The following is a 20,578-nucleotide window of genomic DNA, read 5'->3' as shown; positions in this document are numbered from 1 at the left end:
AAACAACCAATATCGCCTACCTAGTGAAGCAGAGTGGGAATACGCCTGTCGTGCTGGAACAACCACACCGTTTCATTTCGGGGAGACGATTACAACTGAGTTAGCCAATTACAATGGAGATTCTATTTACGCTTCTGAACCAAAGGGCAAATATCGTGAACAAACAACAGAAGTAGGAAGTTTTCCCCCCAACCGCTTTGGATTATACGATATGCACGGCAATGCTTGGGAGTGGTGTCAAGATGATTGGCATGGCAGCTATCAAGGAGCGCCAGCAGATGGTAGTACGTGGTTTGATGATAATAATCAACTTTATCAAAAACAAGGAAGAGCCGTGCTGCGGGGCGGTTCCTGGCACGACAATCCTATACGCTGCCGTTCCGCGTCTCGCTTCAGCTTCATTAGGGCGGAGCGCGACCTCATCTTCAACGTTAATGGTTTTCGTGTTGTGTGCGCGTTCGGGAGGATTCTTCGGTAGCCCTTTATGCTTTAGTCCTTTTTCCCTTTACGCTTGTTCTTTTTTCCTTTTAGAGTGTAGCGAAGCGGAATGATCTAATTTTTTTAAATCCTTAACCAAGCAGTATTATAGCGATTCCCACTCAAATGCAGTACAAAATTATATCGCCAAATGTAGGGGCACGGCACTGCCGTGACCTCCTTTGCAGAGTATGTAGTCAGAATTTGGTCTAGAAAAAATAGAAATTATTAGCCCAAGCGATCGTCAGACAATTACACTGATGTGAGGTTAAGGGACATGCAATTTTTTAAATACCCAATAAATTTGTAGTGCGAGCGTCTCGCTCGCTGATGTTCAAAAGCGAGCAAGATGCTCGCACTACGGAATATGTATGGGTAATTTATTTTTGTAAGTCCCTAATTATGTTCATCACAAAATTTTCAGCAGTTTTTCTATAGCGGTTCTCGTTTGAATGCAATGCACCATAGGGCACAGCAATGCTTGTGCCCCTACCCACCTGTCACTAACGCACAGCAGTAGGTTCCAAAGTCAAATCTTGAAACATCAAGGTGCTGAGGTAACGTTCGCCAAAGGAAGGCTGAATCATCACGATGAGCTTTCCGGCATTTTCAGGACGTTTAGCAACTTGCAGTGCAGCACACAAAGCCGCACCAGAAGATATCCCCGATAATAAGCCTTCTTCTTTCGCCAACCGTCGTCCAAATACCATCGCCTGTTCATCGCTGACGCGAATTACTTCGTCAACTAATTCCAGACGCAGCACATCAGGAACAAAGCCAGCGCCAATCCCTTGAATCTTATGCGGCCCAGCTTCCCCACCAGATAATACAGGACTATTGCTAGGTTCAACTGCGATCGCCTGGAAACTTGGCTTGCGTTGTTTAATTACTTCCGCAATTCCTGTAATTGTCCCACCAGTACCTACCCCTGCAATCACAATATCCACTTCACCATCCGTATCAGCCCAAATTTCTTCTGCGGTGGTTTCCCGGTGAATCTTGGGATTAGCTGCGTTGCGGAACTGTTGTAGCATATATGCGTTGGGAGTGTTAGTCACAATTTCTTCGGCTTTACGAATTGCTCCCCGCATTCCTTCTGGGCCTGGTGTTAACTGCAAATTAGCACCATAAGCGCGTAGCATTGCCCGTCTTTCGTTGCTCATGGTTTCAGGCATTGTCAAAATCAAATTGTAGCCCCGTGCGGCTGCTACCATTGCTAATGCAATTCCTGTATTGCCAGAAGTTGGCTCTACTAAAATAGTTTTTCCTGGCTCAATCAAACCCTCAGCTTCCGCCGAGAGTACCATACTCAACCCAATTCGGTCTTTCACTGAAGCCGCTGGATTCATACCTTCGAGTTTGACAACTATCCTCGCTCCTACTCCCTCTGCTTGGGGTATCTTATTGAGTTCAACTAAAGGAGTTCGTCCAATAAGTTCTGTTACATCTTTAGCAATCCGCATTAATTAACTCCTAAAATTCTAAATCCGTTATAACACCAGGTATTTTTTATTTATAACAGTAAGCTTGGATGTATTTAATTGATAGTTGAGTGTTAGTGAGTGCATGAGGTATGTACTCTTACTAAACCACAAAATTGGAACTATTTAGGCAGTAATTACGGAAATTTTTCTATTGATTCTTTTTACACGGTTATAGTTTCCATATTTTAAACTGAAAACTTTCCCTGTCTAAAATCTTACTATTTTTTGCTAAAATTCGATTTTTGAATTTAGTAATTAAGCTGGTATATATCCAAGATTTTAAATTCAATTTTATGATTTTTTAGTTTATCTAGAACAAAATATCTATTTAGGCAATTTTAATTGATCTTTTTAATGACTTTAGATATCTTTAGGCGAGAATATATTTTTTGAGTACAAGTTTTATCCGGTAGATAACTAGCAAAAAAGCATCTTTTATCAGTAGTCAGTCTGACTTTGAGGTTGAGTGCAGAAAGACCCGAACCCTAAATCATAAATACTAGGACATCGCCCCAAAAATACTAGTACCCATACCCTAAATAATTTTTGGATTACTTACCAAATAAAAGTTACAGCCTTTGAGTACAACTTTAATAACTTTAATAAATATGATCCAACCCAGCTAAACCGCTCTTTAGAAAAGCGGCTGATATAAATCGTATAGGATTTACGCAGAGATTCCCCTCTACCCCCCAACATTCCCAGGCAACAGTCTGGAGATGAAGGGGGGACTTCTTAACTCCCTACTTGTCAAAAGAAACTACATTTTAGGGTCTGAGTGCGTCAGTTCTAATCTCAAGAATAAACTATTTCAGTATTACTGAATACTAATTTATCAGATGGGATATGTTTAAAAATATATTTGTCATATTAACTCAATGTTTGCCTAAAACTAACTCTGGTTTACTAATAAGTTCAGAGTAAACCTCATGAAAATTGCAAACTGTTAACTGATAACTTTTTTAGGATCAGTTCTATTTTTGTAGATAAATAACAAAAGTTATATCTTACTGGGTGCATACTACCTAGGAAGGGAAAACCAAAATGAAGGTCAAGCTTTTAAATGTTCTCACAGTCTGTATAGTTACCTTAGCTGTGCTATCTCCAGCAATATTAGTATTTAGCATGGTTTATGGACGCCATATAGAGTTAGTAAAAGCACAGAATTCAACCTGTGAAGTGAACAATAATAGTAAAGCCAATGACTTCTTGGTTTCCCAAAATGAAGGTGTACCTTTCACTAGCAATCAGGAAAGCATAAGCACTTATAATCCCAATCTAGAAACACAAAAGTTGACTGCTGTGGAGCAATATCAACTAGCAACTATCCTAGAATGGTTTTTCTTAATGACCCCCATTTGTGTTGGGTTAGGGATTATAGGTTACGACAGATATCTTGTTTACCGTAATGCTGTTTTTCAAGAACAAGTTGAAATGCTAGAACGGCTGTGGCAGCAAAGCATAGAACAGTAATTAATTCCAAATTCACTCATACTAAATCAACAAAAACACCATGACAGAAGAACGCCAAGTCCTATATTTTGATTTAATCGATCAGCTACTCAAATGCCCTAATGGTCAAGAACCAGAAGTTTTAGAAGCACATCCAGAATTAATTGATTCTGACTTTGTATATGCAGTGCTAAAAGTGGCAACTGTGTTTGCACATGAAGGTAATCAAGATAGTGCTCAGTTTTTATTTTTTATTGGTCGTGAATTAGCGAAGCAACTAGGGTTGTATCCTGAAATTGAAGCTACCAATTCTGAACCTGATTCTGAGCCAGAAGTTTCAACTAAGGAGTAGCAATGCTATTGACTGCAACTGACGCTGGACAAATAGCGTTCGAGTTTCTCATGGCGGATTGGAATATCTCCGAATACGACAGAGAGTGGTTCACAATTGTAAATGCTCGTCTGATTGGTGAGAGCTGGTACATTGTAGAACTGGGTGTAGCCGGATTTCCCGATCGCTGGTTTATTCAAGTCTACGATACCGGAGCCTGTGACCCAAATTATACATTTATCTCACCTATCCGGGGTTCAGACGGATATGTTGACCTTGTAGATTTACCACAACTTGTCGCAGAAGTTTTAGTGTCTGAACGTAATGCTCGATAATTACTAATTCGTAATTCGTAATTAAAATAAAGCACTAATTAAATTAAAAATTTAATTAAAAAATTCAACTGTAGGGTGTGTTATGGCGCAGGAATCGCGCACATTTAATTTTAGATGTTGTCATACTCTGAGCGATAACAAACCCTACTACGAATTACGAATTATTTTGGCTTTCTTGCAAAATTTTACATATTTAGCAGGTCAGGGGTGATATCAAATGAAATATCACTCCTTTTTGTATCTATTTAAATAAGATTAAACTTTAATAATTCTTCCTAAAGTAGTAGCAGATAATGTCATATCTAGCTGACAATTTATGTTATATTGATATCGTGATGAACGCTACAGAAATATCAATTGCTATGATTGCTGAAGACATCTTAGCCAAAGAATTCACAAGAGTTGTCACTCACTATTACCCAAGCGTTGGAGAATTACTTGATAGTTGTTATGTAAAGGTCATTACCTGTTTTTGGGGAAGGCCTGCTAGACGTTTGCAGTATATAGGGATTTATTGTTCGGAAGAAATGCTTCCTCATATACAAGCCCAAAAAGATGTACTCAGAGAAATAGCAGATAATATGGGACTGATTCAAGTAGTTTGTATGAATGCCGGGCGATTGTTACGCGATCCAATGTCGAAGTTAAAGCAGAACAATCCCCGCTTATGGTTAGAGTTACATTGGGTTGCTGCATCTTAAAAATAGCGATCGCCAGCAAACAATGAAAACAGGACTTTTCTGCAATTACGATAATTATCATCAGGATGCCCGCCGTGCCATCATAGAACAAGTTGCATTGGTAAAACAGGCGGAAAGCTTAGGCTTTGAGGAAGCCTGGGTGAGTGAGCATCATTTTAGTGAATCCAATCTTAGCCCTTCGATGTTGGTGTTGATAGCGCACTTAGCAGCATTAACTTCAACTATCCAACTAGGCACAGCTGCGGTGTTACTGCCGTTTCATAATCCGATTAGGGTAGCTGAGGACATTGCCACCTTGGATAACCTGTGCAATGGCAGATTGTTATTTGGGATTGCCAAAGGCGGGCCATTTCCCGAACAGAATAAGCATTTTGCCATCTCAATGGGCGAATCTCGTGCCCAGATGCTAGAGGCGATCGCATTGATTCAGAAGCTTTTATATGAAACAGATGTATCATTTAATGGGCAATTTTATCAATGCGATCGCCTAACAGTTTACCCAAAACCTCTGCAACGACAGATTCCGGTATATGTAGCCAGTGGGGATGATGACGGTATAGGGTTTGCCGCTAAACATTCCTTCGGCTTAATGGGGGGACCACCATTTTCTCTGCCCAGATTGCGGAATACTGTTGCTAAATACCGTGCCTTAAATTCTAGTGGTTCCGAAGACCTAATACTAGCTCGTTTCTTTTATGTTGCCAGGACATACGACGAAGCAGTAACAGAAGCGTTGCCTTTCATCCGCAAATTCAGCCAGAAAATGACAGCAAATGCAGCTGTAGTCATGCAGAAAAGTTCTAGTGGACATAAAGCGTTTGATCGCACCAATATTTGTTTTGAAGAAGACTATTTAATTGAAAACTCAATTATTGGTGATGTCAAAACCTGTCGAGACAAAATCAAATCATTTCAGGATGAATTAAATCTAGGCACGCTGGCACTCAAACCCTCATCTTGCGATTTGCAAAAAAACCTGGAGAGTTTGACGCGCTACACCCAAGAGGTGCGGAATTATGTCTAAGTTACCCTTGCTTCCACCAGATGATTTACCTCCAACCGAAGTCACAAAAATGGATGGAATGTTGCATCTGGAACTGGAACAATCGATTGGCAGATGCTTTTATCAAGCTTGCGATCGCATTACGCAAACATTGTTAGCTCAATGCCAATGGTATCTCACAAGTAATGCTACTATCCTGATGTTAATCATCGATTGCCCTGATATTGTCTCTTACTGGCATATAGTCAGCAATATTCCCCAAATAGGCAATAGATTAGAACGGTTTACCACTAACGCCAAAATCCGCGTTTATCCCCCATTTGGTAAGGGTGGGCCGTTTGAAATTAGTGTCAATGAAATCTCCGCTTATCGAGATTGGCTTTAGTCAAAGAGGAAACGGAGACAAGAGTATACATCTGGAGTAAGGCATCAAGTAAAAATAAGTAGTGCGTTCGCGTAGCGTGTCCGAAGGACAAACATCTTGCTCGCGCGGGCAAGATGCCCGCACTACAAATATTAAATTGTTCAACTTATTTTTACACGACTCCTAAGACCTCTCGTTATCCCGAAATCTCGCCGTCACCATAGAATGGTGCGGCTAATCGCACAAAGCCCACCTTCGTGGGCTGAGTTCTTTAGCCCACGAAGGTGGGCTTTGCATCGATAGCCCCAGGCTTCCAGCCTGCGGGCGGTATGTCGGGTATGCGAGAGAACTGTTTATATCGGTATTTGGGGGCCAAACCGACCATTGCCCAGCAGTATCCAAGAAGATGCGGGAACAAACTTCACCGCGTCTTCTTCGCTGCCTATAATAAAAGAACTCAACGCCAGCGAGACAACGGTTATGTTCTCACTTGATCTCAAAAATGCGTTAGCAAGTACTGACGAACTACCTTGCAGTGACGATACCCCAGTGGATAACGAAGACCAAAACTTTTTGCCCAATGTTTTACTTTTCTTACTCAACTTAATTTGGGCAAATCGGATGGATTGGTTCTTCGGAGTAGATATGGCAATATATCATACCACAGGGGTGAATCCTAGAGTACCTGTAGTGCCAGACGCTTTTTTGAGTGTAGGAGTAGAACGCAAAAAAGGTGGCAAGTCGCGCAATAGTTACGCCGTCTGGGAAGAAAATGAGGTAGTTCCCATACTCACCTTAGAGCTGGTATCCCACGTACCAGGGGGCGAATACGATGACAAAATGGCGATCTATCGGCAACTGGGTGTGTTGTACTATGTAATTTACAATCCCGAATTTTGGCGGCGCGACCAACATCAACCGTTTGAACTGTATAAGTTGATTGATGGAAACTATCAATTACAGATAGGTGAACCTTACTGGATGCCGGAAGTGGGTTTGGGTATTGCACGCTACCAAGCTACAATCGGTGGCATTCAACAAGAAGCTCTGTCTTGGTATGATGAACACGGCGATCGCTATTTCACCGCCGAAGAACGAGCAGAACAAGAAAATATACGAGCAGAACAGTTGGCAGATTATTTGCGATCTTTGGGCATTGATCCTGATAATTTACCTAGTGAATCAATAGACTAAGCTGCTTGCAGAAGTCAATGCTTTTTCTATCAAACCACAGATGCACATTGATAAACACTGATATTTATCAGTGTGCATCCAATACAGTTCGGATAAGCATTGCCTGAAGTTCCACAATTTATGCAGAAATGAGCTTTGATAAGTTGGCTGACTTTTCTGATAACCATCCATACCAATTTTTTAATCCTGCACCAGTGGTAGCAGAAACCTGAAAAATCTGAATTTCAGGATTTACCTGTCGTGCATATTCTATGCATTTTTGGACATCAAATTGCACATAAGGTAGCAGATCAATTTTAGTCAGAATCATCACCTGACTAGCGCGGAACATATGCGGATATTTGATTGGCTTATCTTCTCCTTCAGTGATAGAGAGAATTACTACTTTGGTTTGTTCTCCCAAATCAAATAAGGCAGGACAAACCAAGTTCCCAACATTCTCAATCATCACAACTGAGTTCAACGGTGGGTTGAGTTGCTGTAAACCCTTTTCTATCATTGATGCATCCAAATGACAGCCTGTACCTGTGTTTATCTGGATAACTTTACAGCCTGTCTCTTTTATTTTTTGAGCATCATTGGTTGTTTCTTGATCGCCTTCAATAACACTGATAGATATTTGGGATTTTAAGTCATTGATAGTGCGAGTTAAAAGAGTTGTCTTACCTGCACCAGGAGAACTCATTAAATTTAAGGCAAGGATATTTCGACCTTTAAACCAGCCACGATTTTGGGCAGCTAGTAGGTTATTTTTTGCTAAAATCTCTTGCTCTAACGATATTGTTGTACCATGCATTCTGGCATGAATTTGTGATGCTTCTGAATGTTCATCATGACTGTGAGAATGGGTAATCACCGTACCGTCAGGTAAAGTATGAGTGTGAGAAGCATCGTGATGATAATGGTTAACTTCACCTGTAGTTAGATTTGTGACTTTGCTTTCTCCATCATCAGAACAGCCACAAGTTACACACATATTTCCTCTATTTCGATTTCTTTAAGTTTTAGTTCTTCACCAGTTATTAAATGCAATTGCACGCTACCACATTGACAAATACCAAATGGTTTTTCTAAAGGAATTTTTGCACCACATTGGTTACATTCAGCCAAGCCAGGTATTTCTCTAATTTCTAATTCTGCACCTTCTAAAACTGTACCTTTAGTGCAAATATCAAAACAAAAACGGATAGCATCAGGCATAATAGCTGAAAGCTTGCCAATTTCTAATAAAACTCGGCTCACTTTGTTACCATTAGCATGTTCATTTACAATTGCCACAATATTTTGCGTAATTCCTAGTTCGTGCATAAATTCACCATTACGAAATTACAATTGCTAATAAATGCTGATCTAGACGCTTCCCCTCTTCACCGTAGGATATACCGCAATACAGTTCAGATAAGCCTGTTTTCTCTCTCTGTTCCCCGTTCCCTGTTCCCTGTTCCCTTGCCTTCACAGAAGAATTTTCTTAACTGAACCGTATTGGGATATACCGATAATTTCTCTGCATTTATCGGCACACCAGTTGCTACCCTGCGGGAACGCCTGCGGCGAACAATTCGGAAGAACCCGCCCAACGCACTGGCTCGTCCATCGGCGGTTTTTGATTAAAATATATCTGGAATATTTTCAGACATAGCAAGCAATAATCAACATATTCGTGGCAGTTGATCGCCTACTAGCATATCAACAATTCGTTCACCATTGAAAACTGTTTTTAACAAAACTACGCCTGGAGGCGTTGTAATTACTTCACCAATAATCTCAGCATCTTTTCCTGCTGGATGAGATTTCATGGCTGATAAAACAGCCTCAGCATATTTGCCAGGTACTACTACTACTAACTTACCTTCATTGGCTAAATATAAGGGATCTAAACCAAGAATTTCGCAAACACCCTTGACTTCTTCACGAACTGGGATAGATTCTTCGTAAAGGCGAATTCCTACATTAGAACTAAGGGCAAATTCATTTAATACTGTAGCTAAACCGCCGCGTGTTGCATCGCGCATAGCATGAACTTCGGGGCAAACTTTGAGGATCTTTTCCACTAAGCCATGCAATGGTTGGCAATCACTCTCAATATCAGTATCTAATGCTAATTCGCCACGGGCAATTAAAATTGCTGTCCCATGATTGCCCAAATCACCATTAAGAATTACCGCATCGCCTGGTTGGATTTTATGAGCGGAAATCTCAACGCCTTTGGGAATTATACCAATGCCGGCAGTATTAATAAACAGTTTATCAGCAGCACCACGATGAACAACTTTTGTGTCGCCAGTTACAATTTGAATACCTGCTTGATTTGCGGCTGCTTGCATACTGGCAACCACACGTCGTAAAGTTTCTACAGCTAAACCTTCTTCTAAAATTACGCTACAGGTAAGGTATAAAGGTTTAGCACCACTCACTGCTAAATCGTTAACTGTGCCATTAACGGCTAATTCTCCAATATCACCACCAGGAAAAAATAAAGGGTCTACAACATAAGAATCAGTGGTAAAAGCTAGTCTGTCTCCATGTTGCATCAGACTGGCTAAATTAAAACTAGCTTGGTCTTCTAACTGGGAAAGAATTGGATTATCAAAACTTTTAACAAAGATATCGTCAATTAAATCGTGCATGGCTTTACCACCGCTACCATGTGCGAGGGTAAGATGAGTATCGCGCACTTTACTTTGGCGACGGCGGATTTTTTCAAGTTTTTGAAATAGTGGATTTTGTGCTGAGGTACTTGATGAAAAATCCATATTGTAATTGCTTTAAATTATTGAGGCTTCAAAGTTTATGGTGTAGCTTCATTTCCTTCTTTGAGGAACAATTGCGACCAAGCTACAAAAACTAACAGCGGAATTGCTGTAATAGATTCAAATAAAATCAATGTATTCATTTTCAGAGATAGAAACCACATAGGGGTAAGAATGTAATGTCCTAGGGTAATCTGGCTCATAATGATATAGATATAAAGGCATAAATATGCAGATGAAAATGCCTTTTTAATATACTGATAATATCCAGCTAACCCAAAGGGACTCATGATTAACCAAAGAGAATCTGTAAGCTGAGGCGTAAACCAAGACGGGTCTGGATACTGCTCAAAGTAGTGCACAATGGAAGCAAATATATTAATTGCTATTAAAATAAGTAGCCATATTTGACGCTGATGATTGTTAGTATTCATTTAAATTCCCCTCTATTTTATTAGCTGTTATGTATTAGGGCACAACAATGTTGTGCCCCTACATTATCTGCCTGCCTCATCGTGTCTGCCACGATGTCTATCACAATGTAATAAACCATTTACAGCCCAATTTTCTCGTTCAAATTCATCAATATGAATGGTTATCCATTCTGGCTTGGTATCTAAAGCTGAAACTAGGGCATTAGTAATTGCTTCTACTAGCCGCCGCTTTTTTTCGATGGAGTGTCCTCTAGCAATTTTAACTGTGACAAATGGCATAAAATTTTTCCTCAAATTATGTGGTTGAGATTAGCTATACCAAAGATGTACTACAGGATGGCAGAGGTTCTTGAGATAAATCTAGCTTTGGTTTTTCTTGCATTGTTTTTTTGGCAAGAGTAGATAGTCTGCCATATTTATAGTAGGCAGCACAAGCACCTTCGGAAGATACCATACAAGTCCCAATGGGGGTTTCTGGCGTGCAAGCTGTACCAAATACTTTACACTGCCAAGGCTTTAAGACTCCTTTAAGAATTTCTCCACATTGACAAGCTTTATGGTCGGCAACTTTTAGGTTAGGAATAGTAAATTTTACTTCGGCATTAAATTGCGCATATTCTGGACGAATTTGTAAGCCTGAATAAGGTATATCACCTAAGCCGCGCCAATCAAATTTTTCTCGCGTTGTAAAAACTTGGTTGATTGCAGCTAGTGCGACTTGATTTCCGGCTGGTTGGACAATTCGATTGTATTGGTTTTCGACTTCGCAGCGATTTTCTAATAGCTGTTGCAACAACATCCAAATCGATTGGAGAATGTCTAAGGGTTCAAATCCTGAGACAACAATTGGCTTATGATATTGTTGCGAAATAAACTGATAAGGGTCAGTGCCAATTACCATACTGACATGGCCAGGACCGACAAATCCATCTAGTTGCAAGTCGGGGTTATCTAGTAGTGCTTGTAGGGCGGGAATCACAAGAACGTGATTACAAAACATACTAAAGTTGGGAATTTTTTCGGCTGCTGCTTGCAGGATGGTGAAGGCGGTACTGGGGGCTGTGGTTTCAAAGCCTAAGGCGAAAAAGACAACTTCTTTGTCGGGGTTATCTTTGGCTATTTGTAAGCTATCTAGGGGCGAGTATACCATGCGGATATCTGCGCCTGTAGCTCTGGCTTGCAGTAAGCTAGTTTTAGAGCCAGGAACTCGCATGGCATCGCCAAAGGTGGCAAAGATGACGTTATCATTTTGGCAGATTGCGATCGCATCATCTAACTTTCCCTTTGGCATGACGCATACTGGACAACCAGGGCCATAAATTAGTTCGATGTTATTGGGTAGAATTTCTTCGATACCATACTTAAATATGGAATGGGTATGTCCGCCGCATACTTCCATGATTTTGATTGGTCTTGCTAGCTGTTGGCTGATTTTGGCGATTTCACGGCGTAAGCCTTCAGCCTTTTCTGGTTCGCGGAATTCATCAACGTATTTCATACGGTGTGTGAGGAAGAGTTTTTAGAGAGGAATTTTATTGAACCGCCAAGTTCGTCAAGTTCGCTAAGGAGGGGAAGAGATAGAAGTTCTTTTAGATATTTGCTGCTATTTCTTCTAATAGTTGTAATGTTTCTGCTGCTTCTTGTTCGTTAATGCGATTCATGGCGAAGCCTACATGAACTAATACCCAATCGCCGATACACGCTTCTGGGGGATGTTGTTCGTCAACTATGCAAGCAATGTTTACTTGTCGTTTGACACCACCAACGTTGACAATGGCTAATTTATGATTAAGGTCTGTTATTTCGACTATTTGACCGGGAATTCCTAAACACATTGTTATTTTCCTTTTTGAAGATAAACGAACCACAGAGGCGCGGAGAACGCAGAGAGGATTTAAGAAGAGTGTGAGTGTGTTAGGTTATTAAGGAGAATCAATCTATTAATTTAGCGGCTGTAATAATAGCTTGTCCTAAGGATATGCCGCCATCATTTGAGGGAACTAAGCTGTGAGTTAAGACGTTTATTTTTATTGTTTGTAATCCTTTAATAACTTGTTCTAATAAAATACAATTTTGAAATACGCCTCCTGTTAGGACGACATGATTAATAAGATGTTCGTGAGAGAGATGTTTGACCATCTCGACAATTGCTTTGGCTAAACTTATATGAAATTTTGCAGCTATTATCGCTGGAGATATCTGCTGTTGTAAGTCTGTGAGCAAGGCTGGCCATATAGGGCTAGGGTCTATATAATAAATACTATCGAAAAAGGTAAAATTAAAAGGATAATTTTGAGTTTCTTTATCATTATTTAAGCTATCGATATCGGCTAAAGCTTCCATTGCGATCGCAGCTTGTCCTTCATAGCTACATTCTTCTGGAAAAATCCCAATTGCGGCAGCTAAAGCATCAAATAATCGCCCTACTGAGGAAGCTAGAGGAGAATTAATATTCTTTTCCATAAGCTGATTGAGCAACTTTAGCGGCTTTTGCTCTAAAAATTTTAATATTTCTACTTTTCCATATTTTTGTGTTAAATTTTGCCAACTATCGGCTGCTATTAGTTGAGCATAAGTGTTACGCCAAGGCTGATAAATTGCTTGTTCTCCGCCAATCATTGCCACTGGTTTAAATGTTGCGAGTCGCTGGAATTTACAGTAATCTGCTAAAAGAAATTCTCCACCCCAAAATGTACCATCTTCGCCATAACCCAAGCCATCTAAAGCAATACCTAAAACTGGCGGGGAATTGAGAGGAATACCATTTTCTGCCATGCAAGCAGCAATGTGAGCGTGATGATGCTGGATATGATAAATTTTGATTTGGTTAGCGGCTGCTAATTCTTTACCCAGTTTTGATGAGAGATATTCTGGATGTTTATCAATAGCTATGGCTTGTGGTTGATGCTCAAATAAGTTTAAGTATAAATTTAAGGTATCTTGGTAAGCATTAAAAGCTACTGCATTTTCTAAATCTCCCAAATGTTGCGAGAGAATTGCTTCTCCTTCTCGTAATAAGCAAAAGGTATTTTTTAACTCGCTACCCATTGCTAAAATCGGCGGTATTTTATTAAATCCAGGTGGTAAATTAATTGGTGCTGGTATATATCCTCTGGCGCGGCGAAGCGTTTGGACTTTATCGCCAATAACCCGCACTACTGAATCATCTACGCGATTAACAATATCTCGATTGTGAAAAAGAAAATAATCGGCTATTTTGCCCAATCTATCCCGTGCTTCACCATTATCAATACATTGCGGTTCATCAGACAAATTGCCACTAGTTAACACAATCGGGCGATTCATCCGCTTGAGAATTAAGTGATGTAAGGGCGTATAAGGTAGCATAAAACCGAGGCTATTTTGCCCTGGCGCTACAGAAAGTGCAATGCAATTTTGGATTGAAGATTGGTTTTTAGGGATTTCTCCCCTCTCCCTCAACTTTAGTAAAACAATAGGCGCGGCGGGACTTGTCAATAATTCTCTTTCTTTGGTATTGATAGTGCAATATTTGGCAATTATTTCTATATCTCTTGCCATTAAAGCCAAAGGTTTATAATAGCGCCTTTTACGCTGACGCAATTTTTGGACAGCAGCTTCAACAGTTGCATCACAAGCTAAGTGAATACCGCCTAACCCTTTAATTGCCACAATCTCGCCTTTTTGCAATAGCGTACAGACAGCATCTACATCATCCATCATGGAGAACATAGACGCTGTAACCGATTTACCGTCAGCACGTTCTAACCAAGCTTTGGGACCGCAGATATGGCAAGCTACAGGTTGGGCATGAAAGCGGCGATTTTCGACATCGTGGTATTCTTTCTCGCATTCGGGGCACATGGCAAATGCAGACATACTGGTATTGCATCTGTCATAGGGAATGGCGCGAATAATACTCAATCTGGGGCCGCAATGGGTACAGTTGGTGAAGGGATAACGGTAAAAGCGGCTAAAGGGGTCAAAAATTTCTTGTTGACATTGGGGACAAGTAGCAGCATCAGGGGAGATTTCTGTTTTCACTTTACTACTGACACTACTAGCGATCGCAAAATCCTCAAAGTTAAATTCACCTGCACAAGGCGTTCTGATGATTTCCTGAATTCTGGCTAGGGGTGGACATTCTTGCTGTAATCGGATGACGAATTCTGCTAAAGCTGCTTCGCTACCAGCTGCCCGAATTAAGACACCTTGCCCATCATTACAAACATCTCCCCGCAAACCGCAGGCTTTGGCAAGACGATAAACAGTCGGGCGAAACCCCACACCCTGAACTGTACCGCGAACTCTGATTTCTTCAGTCGCCATAATTAAATTGCCACAGCAAAATTCGGTTGTTTCCAGAATCAGCTATTACCGCAGTCTTGCCACAAATTTTTATGCCATAACACCAATTCAAACTTTCTCGTGTTGGTAGCCCAAAATCACGATTTTCACCTTTATTTTTAAAATTTGTTTGCCCTGCGATCGCATCTGCCTCCTCACCTTGCAGTGATAGAATTGACTCTGGCTTTTTCCATGCTAACAAGCGAGAATTAGCTGTATCCGCAACTACTAACCAATCGCCTGCAACATCAACTCCATAAGGCATACTCAAACTAGCAGCATTAGGAAAATAAACTCCTTGATTCATCTCTACAATATCAAAGCTTTTTTGTCCCAATACCACTGTACAAGGGGCATTATTTTCTGTTGGCATTCCTTGCCAAATCATCACACGGTTATTTCCGGCATCAGCAACAACTAAATTGTCTCCCCAAAAGCTAATATCGTGGCACCATCGCATACTCGCAGCTGTAGGAGAACCGCCGCCATTTTCATTACGCGATATCATATCTGGTTGTCCCAGCACTAAATTAGCAGGTTGACCATTTTCTGTCGGTAATTGCTGCCAAATTAGCAGCCGACGATTGCCAGTATCCGCTACAAATAGCTTTCCTTGGTGATAGCAAATACCATAAGGCCAATGCATTGTATTTGCTGCGGCTGCTTGGCTGCCTCGATTTGGTTCATTATCAGTAAAATTAGCTTGTCCTAATACCAAATCTGCGGGAACATTACTATCTTCAGGTACTTTGTTCCAAATTAATACACGATGATTCCAAGCATCTGCAACAGCTAATCCTTCTCCACAAGCACAAATTCCCGTTGGGACACTGAGAGTTGCCCTTCCAGGCGTACCTTTAGCATTTTGTCCTTCATGGTAAAAGTCTGGTTGTCCAATCACCCAATCAGCACTTTGACTATCTTTGGTGGGTAAATTTCGCCATCCCAACAATCGATGATGCCCTGTATCTGATACCCATAATGGACCTGTTTCTGATAATAAACTAGCACCACGAGGACCAAACATACTTGTGGCACTAGGTGCTATAGGTATAGCTAATTGTCCTGGTTTTAGAATCTCACCTAAAATTACTTCTGCACCTTGAGGGGAGAAGGGAAAATTCGGCGAAATTCCTGTTAGTTCTGGCGGTAATTGAGATGTGCAATTAAACTTGATAGATTTATGCATTAACCGCTGATATAAGCTGAAGAATGCTGATTATTCTTAACAGAATGTCTTTAGCCTTTTGTCATTTATCATTAGTATTTTTTCACTAATGATTCAGTCTTGCTGTATCAGCGATTGCAACTTCACTAAAACCACACCCTTGCGTTCTTGTTTACACCTGATACTTGCCTAGGCAGATTTTACGACTTGAATAAAGTATCCTCGTCTATGCACGAAAACTATAAAATTATTCTAGATTTTCTCATTTCGCGTTCTGATTTCCGCCTCCAATTCTTGCAAAGCTTGGGCGACAACTTGTGCTTGCTCTAGATGTTGATGCTGGGTGAATATGCTCCATGCTTCTTGATAGTAGTAACTTGCTTGCAAGAGATTTTGGGGATTTCCTAACTCTGGTTTGTCTAGATCATCAGGGAGGTTAAATAGGGCGTTAGCTTTGTTAGAAATTGTATTGGCATATTCTAAGGGTGTATCTTTAGCATTACGGACTATTAATGCTTCTTCGTAAGCTGCGATCGCCCGTAAATTATTCTCTACAGGATGGGTACTTTGCAAATATTGCAAAGCATTACCTAAATTGTTTTGCAACATCGCATATTCCCTTGGGTTTTCAATCAAGGTAATGTGCTTTAGTGCTGATTCAAATGTCTGTACAGCTAAACCTTCACACAACTGTTTTTGTTCCATACCTACAGATATTGAGAGGTAAGCGATCGCAATATTGTTGTGTAAAATGGCATACTCTTCTGGATATTTCTGCGCTGTAAATACCCGCAACGCCTCTTGATAAACCTTGATGCTGTCTGCTATCTGGGCCAAATTGAAGGGTACTAGAGACTGCAAAACTAGCCCCAAATTCATTTGTGCTTCTGCTATTTCCTCTTTTGAGGCTAACTGTTGCAGAATCGGCAGTGCTTCAGTATAAGCTGCTTTTGCTTCTAGCAGTAACTCTGTCCCCTCCTCGGGAATTGCCTTCAAAGCCCCAGCCATACCTACCTTGGCGCGGGCTTTCATCAGGGGATAATCATTACTGCACATTTCATTCGCCCGTTTATACAGTGCAACTGCACTCCATAAATCTTGGGCAGTTTTGGGTTTTTTCTGTAACCCCTGTGCCAACTCAATCAACATTTCGATTTTCTCTTGTGTCGTTGCTGACTCCGATGCAATAGCTGCGATCGCGGCCTTTACTGTTGAATCTGTAATGCTAGGGGTCATCTGAACAAGTATGGAAGAATTGGTGTACGCATAGTTGTAAATGTTCTTAACTCAAGCGGCCTAGGGTAGTTTAAAGCAGAAGATTTTTCCATCTCTATGTACTACAGCAACTTAGGTTAGCTGCTATTGATTTGACTAAATTTGCTTCTACTTTAGAGTACTTTACGGCTCAAACTCTACATGTATCAAGCTAATTTTAACCAAAATACACACACTTTAATTGTTGATTTATATCTTTTCTTGTGCTGCTATTTAAGCTACATGATCTTATTACATTGATATTAAATAATATCTTACCATTTTTGATAGCTTATGAATATTGATACCTGTTAAACCAAACAATTTACCTAAAATATGGGGTATTTATCCTATTGCTTGCAAATATAATAATTTCAAGATTTACAGATATTGTTAATTAATAAAATTTACCAATTGAGAAATTTACTTCCTGATTGCTGTATTTATCTCATGAGAAAATCAAAACTGAAAACTTCGTAGAGTAGGATTGCCCACTCTACAATATCGCCAAACCTTAATCGTTAGAATTACCTCTAATCGACGATAGTCACAATTCCAGAAGAGGGCTTGCTTATCGCAGTTGAACAAACACTTTATCTTCTTTAATTTGTAGCGGATATGACTGAAGCGAAACACCAGGAACCGTTACACATTCGCCACTTTCTAACCTGTACTGAAATCCGTGGGCAGGACAAGTAATAATCCCATTTTCAACTTGACCCTCATCTAAAGTAGCTCCTAGATGAGTACAAGTATTATGGTAACACCTAATGTTAATACCTTGCCGATATAAAATTAAAGAAGTTCCTGCAACTTTTACTGCCAAAACCCCAGCTTTGGGAATTTTATCAACAGTTGCAACTCTAATCCAAGTAGAGCCTCTTTGCGGAGAAAATGGACTAGTTAAATTAGACTTAGAACTATCAACCACTGGTCCGCTATTGACTGCAATAACTGTAGTAATCTCTGGACAATGGGATTTAATGAACTGTTCGACTCCTTGAGATAAAGTTAAAGTAGAAGCAGGACAATTACTGCAAGTTCCGATTAACCTGACTTCTACTGTATCTGGTAGTTTAATTGCTACTAGTTCCACATCCCCGTTATGGCTTTGCAAGCCTGGACGTACTTCATCAAGGGCTGTTTGAATGCGTTGCTCTAAAGGTGGTTTTGGTGGTTTAACTAATTCGTGGTACAGCAGTACTGCGTATACGACTTCATCAGCCACTGCAAGACGCAAAGCTGACATAGATTCTTCCTTAAGGTTTTGAATCAAACGCTTCAAGGCTACTTTATGTAAAGCTTCAATCGCTCTTTGTAGCCCTATAACTACACATCTTTGACTTTCATCCCACTCAGATACAATTGCTTCAAAGCGGTTGATTTCTTGCACCAATTCTTCAAGGTTAGTCATTAGTCATATGTCAAGAGTCAATGGGAAATAGACCAAAGTCAAGAGGCAATAGTCCAAAGCCAAAAGTAATTAGTTATTGTTTATTCAAATAACAAATGACCAAGGACAAATGACAAATGACAATGAAAGTTCACTTCATTTTGAAGTCTTTAAGTAAAAATGGCATAATTGCACCAGTAGCTAAACTAGATACTACTACTGGTAACCAAAAAGGCATTTCGCTTTGTGCAAGTGAAACTAATATTAGGCAACCTATGCTAATACCAATTGCCATTTGGCGAACAAAATATAAGGGGTCGCGCAGTAACTTTCCCTTGAAAAATAATTTAGCGGAAAACCACCCAATCTCAAACATAATGTCTCCTAGAAATTTGTTAAAAAATTCAGTACAGCTAGCCCTAAAAGTATGGCTGGAATCACACCCGCAGGTCCAAACAATCCACCTAAAATTGCCGAAAACTGATAACCTATATCTTTCCCAGCTAATAAGATTCCACCAATAGCACCGCCAATCATAGATAAGATAGTTGCTATTAATACCCACACGATTCCTGTGCTAATGTTAAGTTCTCCAGATGCGAAGCTGGTAAAAAAATTAGTCAATATGTCTCTCATTGGTTGGCTTCCTTTTAAGAGAAAAATTTTAATTGCTAATTAGTACACACTACACAAGCTAATAAGTACTAACTGTTAAGGGATAACCGTTTAATTTTAGTTATTTGTAATGTCTGCAACAATTTCTTGTATCGCTTGGGCTACTAATTGTGCTTGTTCTAGCTGTTGGTGTTGGGTAAAGATTTCCCAAGCTTCTTGATAATAGGCACTTGCTTGTAAAAGATTTTGCAAATTACCAGCTTCTGGCTTTTGAGAATCGTCAGGTAAGTTGCATAGGGCGTTGGCTTTATTAGAAATTGTGTTAGCGTATTCGAGAGGCGTGTCTTTCGGGTTACGGACTTTTAGAGCTTCGTCATAAGCTGCGATCGCCCGTAAGTTATTCTCTAAAGAATGGGAACTCACTAAATATTGCCAAGCGTTACCCAAATTGTTTTGCAACATCGCATATTCTTTGGGGTGATCAATCAGCGTAATATGCTTTAGCGCCACTTCAAATGACTGTATTGCTAATCCCTGACGCAAATATTCCCGTTCTGAGGCTAGGGGCATGGAAAGGTAGGCGATCGCAATATTGTTGTATAAAATGGCGTATTCTTGAGGATAATCTTGCCAGCAAAACACCCGCAAAGCCTGATGATAAGCTTTAATACTGTCCACTATCCGCGCCAAATTGAAGGACACTAGTGATTGCAACACCAACCCTAAGTTCATTTGTGCTTCTGCAACTTCTACAGGCGTTGCTAACTGTTGTAAAATTGGTAATGCCTCTTCATAACCAGCTTTCGCTTGTAGCAGCAGTTGCGGTCCCACATCTGGGATGATCTGTAACGTCCCAGCCATCCCCACTTGGGACTTTGCTTTCAGTAGGGGATAGTCCTCACCGCACATTTGATATGCCCGGTAATACAGAGAAACTGCATTCCGCAAATCTTTGGCAGTTTGGGGCTTTTTTTGAAAGCCTAGCGCCATCTCGATCAGCATCTGGATTTTTTCTTCTGTAGTTGCTGACTCTGATGCAATGGCTGCAATGGTCGCCGTCACTACTAAATCTGTAATGCTAGGGGTCATAACTACCGTAATCTGGCCGTATCGGGAATTCAATTTTTCAACGCCCACGAGAGATTAAGACTGGTTTTCTTGTCTCATCAAAGGCTATACATACTCAGCCGATTTACGCAGATATTCAGTAGTGCTGAGTGAAACCCTATAACTGTAGGGGTTTAGCATTGCTCATTGGTGTCAACTTAACTTCTCTGGCTTACCCAAAAGACCGCCC

Annotated in this window: 24 protein-coding genes; 9 read left to right on the top strand and 15 right to left on the bottom strand. The window is 40.4% G+C overall.

Annotated elements, in window-relative coordinates; all coding sequences use genetic code 11:
- A partial coding sequence (locus BV372_RS19135; RefSeq protein WP_143845195.1) for a formylglycine-generating enzyme family protein occupies nucleotides 1–478 on the top strand: 478 nt, incomplete at its 5' end.
- A 502-nt stretch (nucleotides 479–980) separates the two neighbouring features.
- Here BV372_RS19135 and cysK read toward each other — a convergent pair.
- Nucleotides 981–1,940 carry a cysteine synthase A gene (gene cysK / locus BV372_RS19130; RefSeq protein ID WP_086688080.1) on the bottom strand — a complete coding sequence of 320 codons (960 nt, stop codon included), beginning with the start codon at nucleotides 1,938–1,940 and terminating at the stop codon, nucleotides 981–983.
- A 1,065-nt stretch (nucleotides 1,941–3,005) separates the two neighbouring features.
- On the opposite strand from cysK, the gene BV372_RS19125 reads away from it, so the two are divergent.
- The 7 genes from BV372_RS19125 to BV372_RS19095 all read left to right on the top strand — a co-directional run bounded on the left by BV372_RS19125 (nucleotide 3,006) and on the right by BV372_RS19095 (nucleotide 7,341).
- Entirely contained in the window at nucleotides 3,006–3,434 is a 429-nt protein-coding gene (locus tag BV372_RS19125; RefSeq protein WP_086688079.1) for a hypothetical protein, read from the top strand.
- A gap of 40 nt (nucleotides 3,435–3,474) precedes the next feature.
- Nucleotides 3,475–3,765, top strand: coding sequence for a hypothetical protein (locus BV372_RS19120; protein WP_086688078.1), 291 nt, complete (start codon nucleotides 3,475–3,477; stop codon nucleotides 3,763–3,765).
- Nucleotides 3,766–3,767: 2 nt separating this feature from the next.
- Entirely contained in the window at nucleotides 3,768–4,079 is a 312-nt protein-coding gene (locus tag BV372_RS19115; protein WP_086688077.1) for a hypothetical protein, read from the top strand.
- 335 nt (nucleotides 4,080–4,414) lie between these two features.
- Nucleotides 4,415–4,780 carry a hypothetical protein gene (locus BV372_RS19110; RefSeq protein WP_086688083.1) on the top strand — a complete coding sequence of 122 codons (366 nt, stop codon included), beginning with the start codon at nucleotides 4,415–4,417 and terminating at the stop codon, nucleotides 4,778–4,780.
- A gap of 22 nt (nucleotides 4,781–4,802) precedes the next feature.
- Entirely contained in the window at nucleotides 4,803–5,804 is a 1,002-nt protein-coding gene (locus BV372_RS19105; protein ID WP_086688082.1) for an LLM class flavin-dependent oxidoreductase, read from the top strand.
- Nucleotides 5,797–6,168, top strand: coding sequence for a hypothetical protein (locus BV372_RS19100; protein WP_086688076.1), 372 nt, complete (start codon nucleotides 5,797–5,799; stop codon nucleotides 6,166–6,168). The genes BV372_RS19105 and BV372_RS19100 overlap by 8 nt, the downstream gene beginning before the upstream one ends.
- A gap of 459 nt (nucleotides 6,169–6,627) precedes the next feature.
- Nucleotides 6,628–7,341 (top strand): Uma2 family endonuclease, encoded by a 714-nt coding sequence (locus tag BV372_RS19095; protein WP_086688075.1) that lies wholly within the window; start codon nucleotides 6,628–6,630, stop codon nucleotides 7,339–7,341.
- A gap of 118 nt (nucleotides 7,342–7,459) precedes the next feature.
- On the opposite strand, the gene hypB is transcribed toward BV372_RS19095, so the two are convergent.
- Complete coding sequence (gene hypB, locus BV372_RS19090) at nucleotides 7,460–8,317, bottom strand: hydrogenase nickel incorporation protein HypB (protein WP_086688074.1); 858 nt, start codon at nucleotides 8,315–8,317, stop codon at nucleotides 7,460–7,462.
- On the bottom strand, nucleotides 8,308–8,649 hold the full coding sequence (gene hypA / locus BV372_RS19085) for a hydrogenase maturation nickel metallochaperone HypA (RefSeq protein WP_086688073.1): 342 nt from the start codon (nucleotides 8,647–8,649) through the stop codon (nucleotides 8,308–8,310). Before hypA ends, hypB begins: the two co-directional genes overlap by 10 nt.
- A 174-nt stretch (nucleotides 8,650–8,823) precedes the next feature.
- On the opposite strand from hypA, the gene BV372_RS37745 reads away from it, so the two are divergent.
- A complete protein-coding gene (locus BV372_RS37745; protein WP_256973318.1) occupies nucleotides 8,824–8,952 on the top strand; it encodes a hypothetical protein in 129 nt (42 codons plus the stop codon).
- Between the two features lie 38 nt (nucleotides 8,953–8,990).
- Here BV372_RS37745 and hypE read toward each other — a convergent pair whose 3' ends face one another.
- The 12 genes from hypE to BV372_RS19025 all read right to left on the bottom strand — a co-directional run bounded on the left by hypE (nucleotide 8,991) and on the right by BV372_RS19025 (nucleotide 20,370).
- Nucleotides 8,991–10,094, bottom strand: a complete 1,104-nt coding sequence (hypE, locus tag BV372_RS19080; RefSeq protein WP_086688072.1) for a hydrogenase expression/formation protein HypE — start codon at nucleotides 10,092–10,094, stop codon at nucleotides 8,991–8,993.
- A 35-nt stretch (nucleotides 10,095–10,129) separates the two neighbouring features.
- Entirely contained in the window at nucleotides 10,130–10,525 is a 396-nt protein-coding gene (locus BV372_RS19075) for a hypothetical protein (RefSeq protein ID WP_086688071.1), read from the bottom strand.
- A 63-nt stretch (nucleotides 10,526–10,588) separates the two neighbouring features.
- Entirely contained in the window at nucleotides 10,589–10,804 is a 216-nt protein-coding gene (locus BV372_RS19070) for a 4-oxalocrotonate tautomerase family protein (protein WP_086688070.1), read from the bottom strand.
- 34 nt (nucleotides 10,805–10,838) lie between these two features.
- The gene (gene hypD, locus BV372_RS19065) at nucleotides 10,839–12,023 is read right to left on the bottom strand and encodes a hydrogenase formation protein HypD (RefSeq protein ID WP_086688069.1); all 1,185 of its coding nucleotides are present in this window, start codon (nucleotides 12,021–12,023) and stop codon (nucleotides 10,839–10,841) included.
- A 91-nt stretch (nucleotides 12,024–12,114) separates the two neighbouring features.
- The gene (locus tag BV372_RS19060) at nucleotides 12,115–12,360 is read right to left on the bottom strand and encodes a HypC/HybG/HupF family hydrogenase formation chaperone (RefSeq protein ID WP_086688068.1); all 246 of its coding nucleotides are present in this window, start codon (nucleotides 12,358–12,360) and stop codon (nucleotides 12,115–12,117) included.
- 97 nt (nucleotides 12,361–12,457) lie between these two features.
- On the bottom strand, nucleotides 12,458–14,833 hold the full coding sequence (hypF, locus tag BV372_RS19055; RefSeq protein ID WP_086688067.1) for a carbamoyltransferase HypF: 2,376 nt from the start codon (nucleotides 14,831–14,833) through the stop codon (nucleotides 12,458–12,460).
- On the bottom strand, nucleotides 14,823–16,040 hold the full coding sequence (locus BV372_RS19050) for a hypothetical protein (protein WP_143845193.1): 1,218 nt from the start codon (nucleotides 16,038–16,040) through the stop codon (nucleotides 14,823–14,825). The genes hypF and BV372_RS19050 overlap by 11 nt, the downstream gene beginning before the upstream one ends.
- A 231-nt stretch (nucleotides 16,041–16,271) precedes the next feature.
- Nucleotides 16,272–17,255: a hypothetical protein gene (locus BV372_RS19045; protein WP_086688066.1), complete on the bottom strand. Its 984-nt coding sequence runs from the start codon at nucleotides 17,253–17,255 to the stop codon at nucleotides 16,272–16,274.
- A 589-nt stretch (nucleotides 17,256–17,844) separates the two neighbouring features.
- Nucleotides 17,845–18,687, bottom strand: a complete 843-nt coding sequence (locus BV372_RS19040) for a NifU family protein (protein ID WP_086688065.1) — start codon at nucleotides 18,685–18,687, stop codon at nucleotides 17,845–17,847.
- Between the two features lie 130 nt (nucleotides 18,688–18,817).
- Nucleotides 18,818–19,042 carry a hypothetical protein gene (locus BV372_RS19035; RefSeq protein WP_086688064.1) on the bottom strand — a complete coding sequence of 75 codons (225 nt, stop codon included), beginning with the start codon at nucleotides 19,040–19,042 and terminating at the stop codon, nucleotides 18,818–18,820.
- 8 nt (nucleotides 19,043–19,050) lie between these two features.
- Nucleotides 19,051–19,302: a hypothetical protein gene (locus BV372_RS19030; RefSeq protein WP_086688063.1), complete on the bottom strand. Its 252-nt coding sequence runs from the start codon at nucleotides 19,300–19,302 to the stop codon at nucleotides 19,051–19,053.
- A 96-nt stretch (nucleotides 19,303–19,398) separates the two neighbouring features.
- Nucleotides 19,399–20,370 (bottom strand): hypothetical protein, encoded by a 972-nt coding sequence (locus BV372_RS19025; protein ID WP_086688062.1) that lies wholly within the window; start codon nucleotides 20,368–20,370, stop codon nucleotides 19,399–19,401.
- Nucleotides 20,371–20,578 lie beyond the last annotated feature (208 nt).

Origin of the sequence: Nostoc sp. T09, assembly GCF_002154695.1 — a bacterium.
GTDB lineage: Bacteria > Cyanobacteriota > Cyanobacteriia > Cyanobacteriales > Nostocaceae > Aulosira.
The sequence above is the reverse complement of the archived record's forward strand: the minus strand, read 5'-3'. Positions and strand labels throughout refer to the sequence as shown.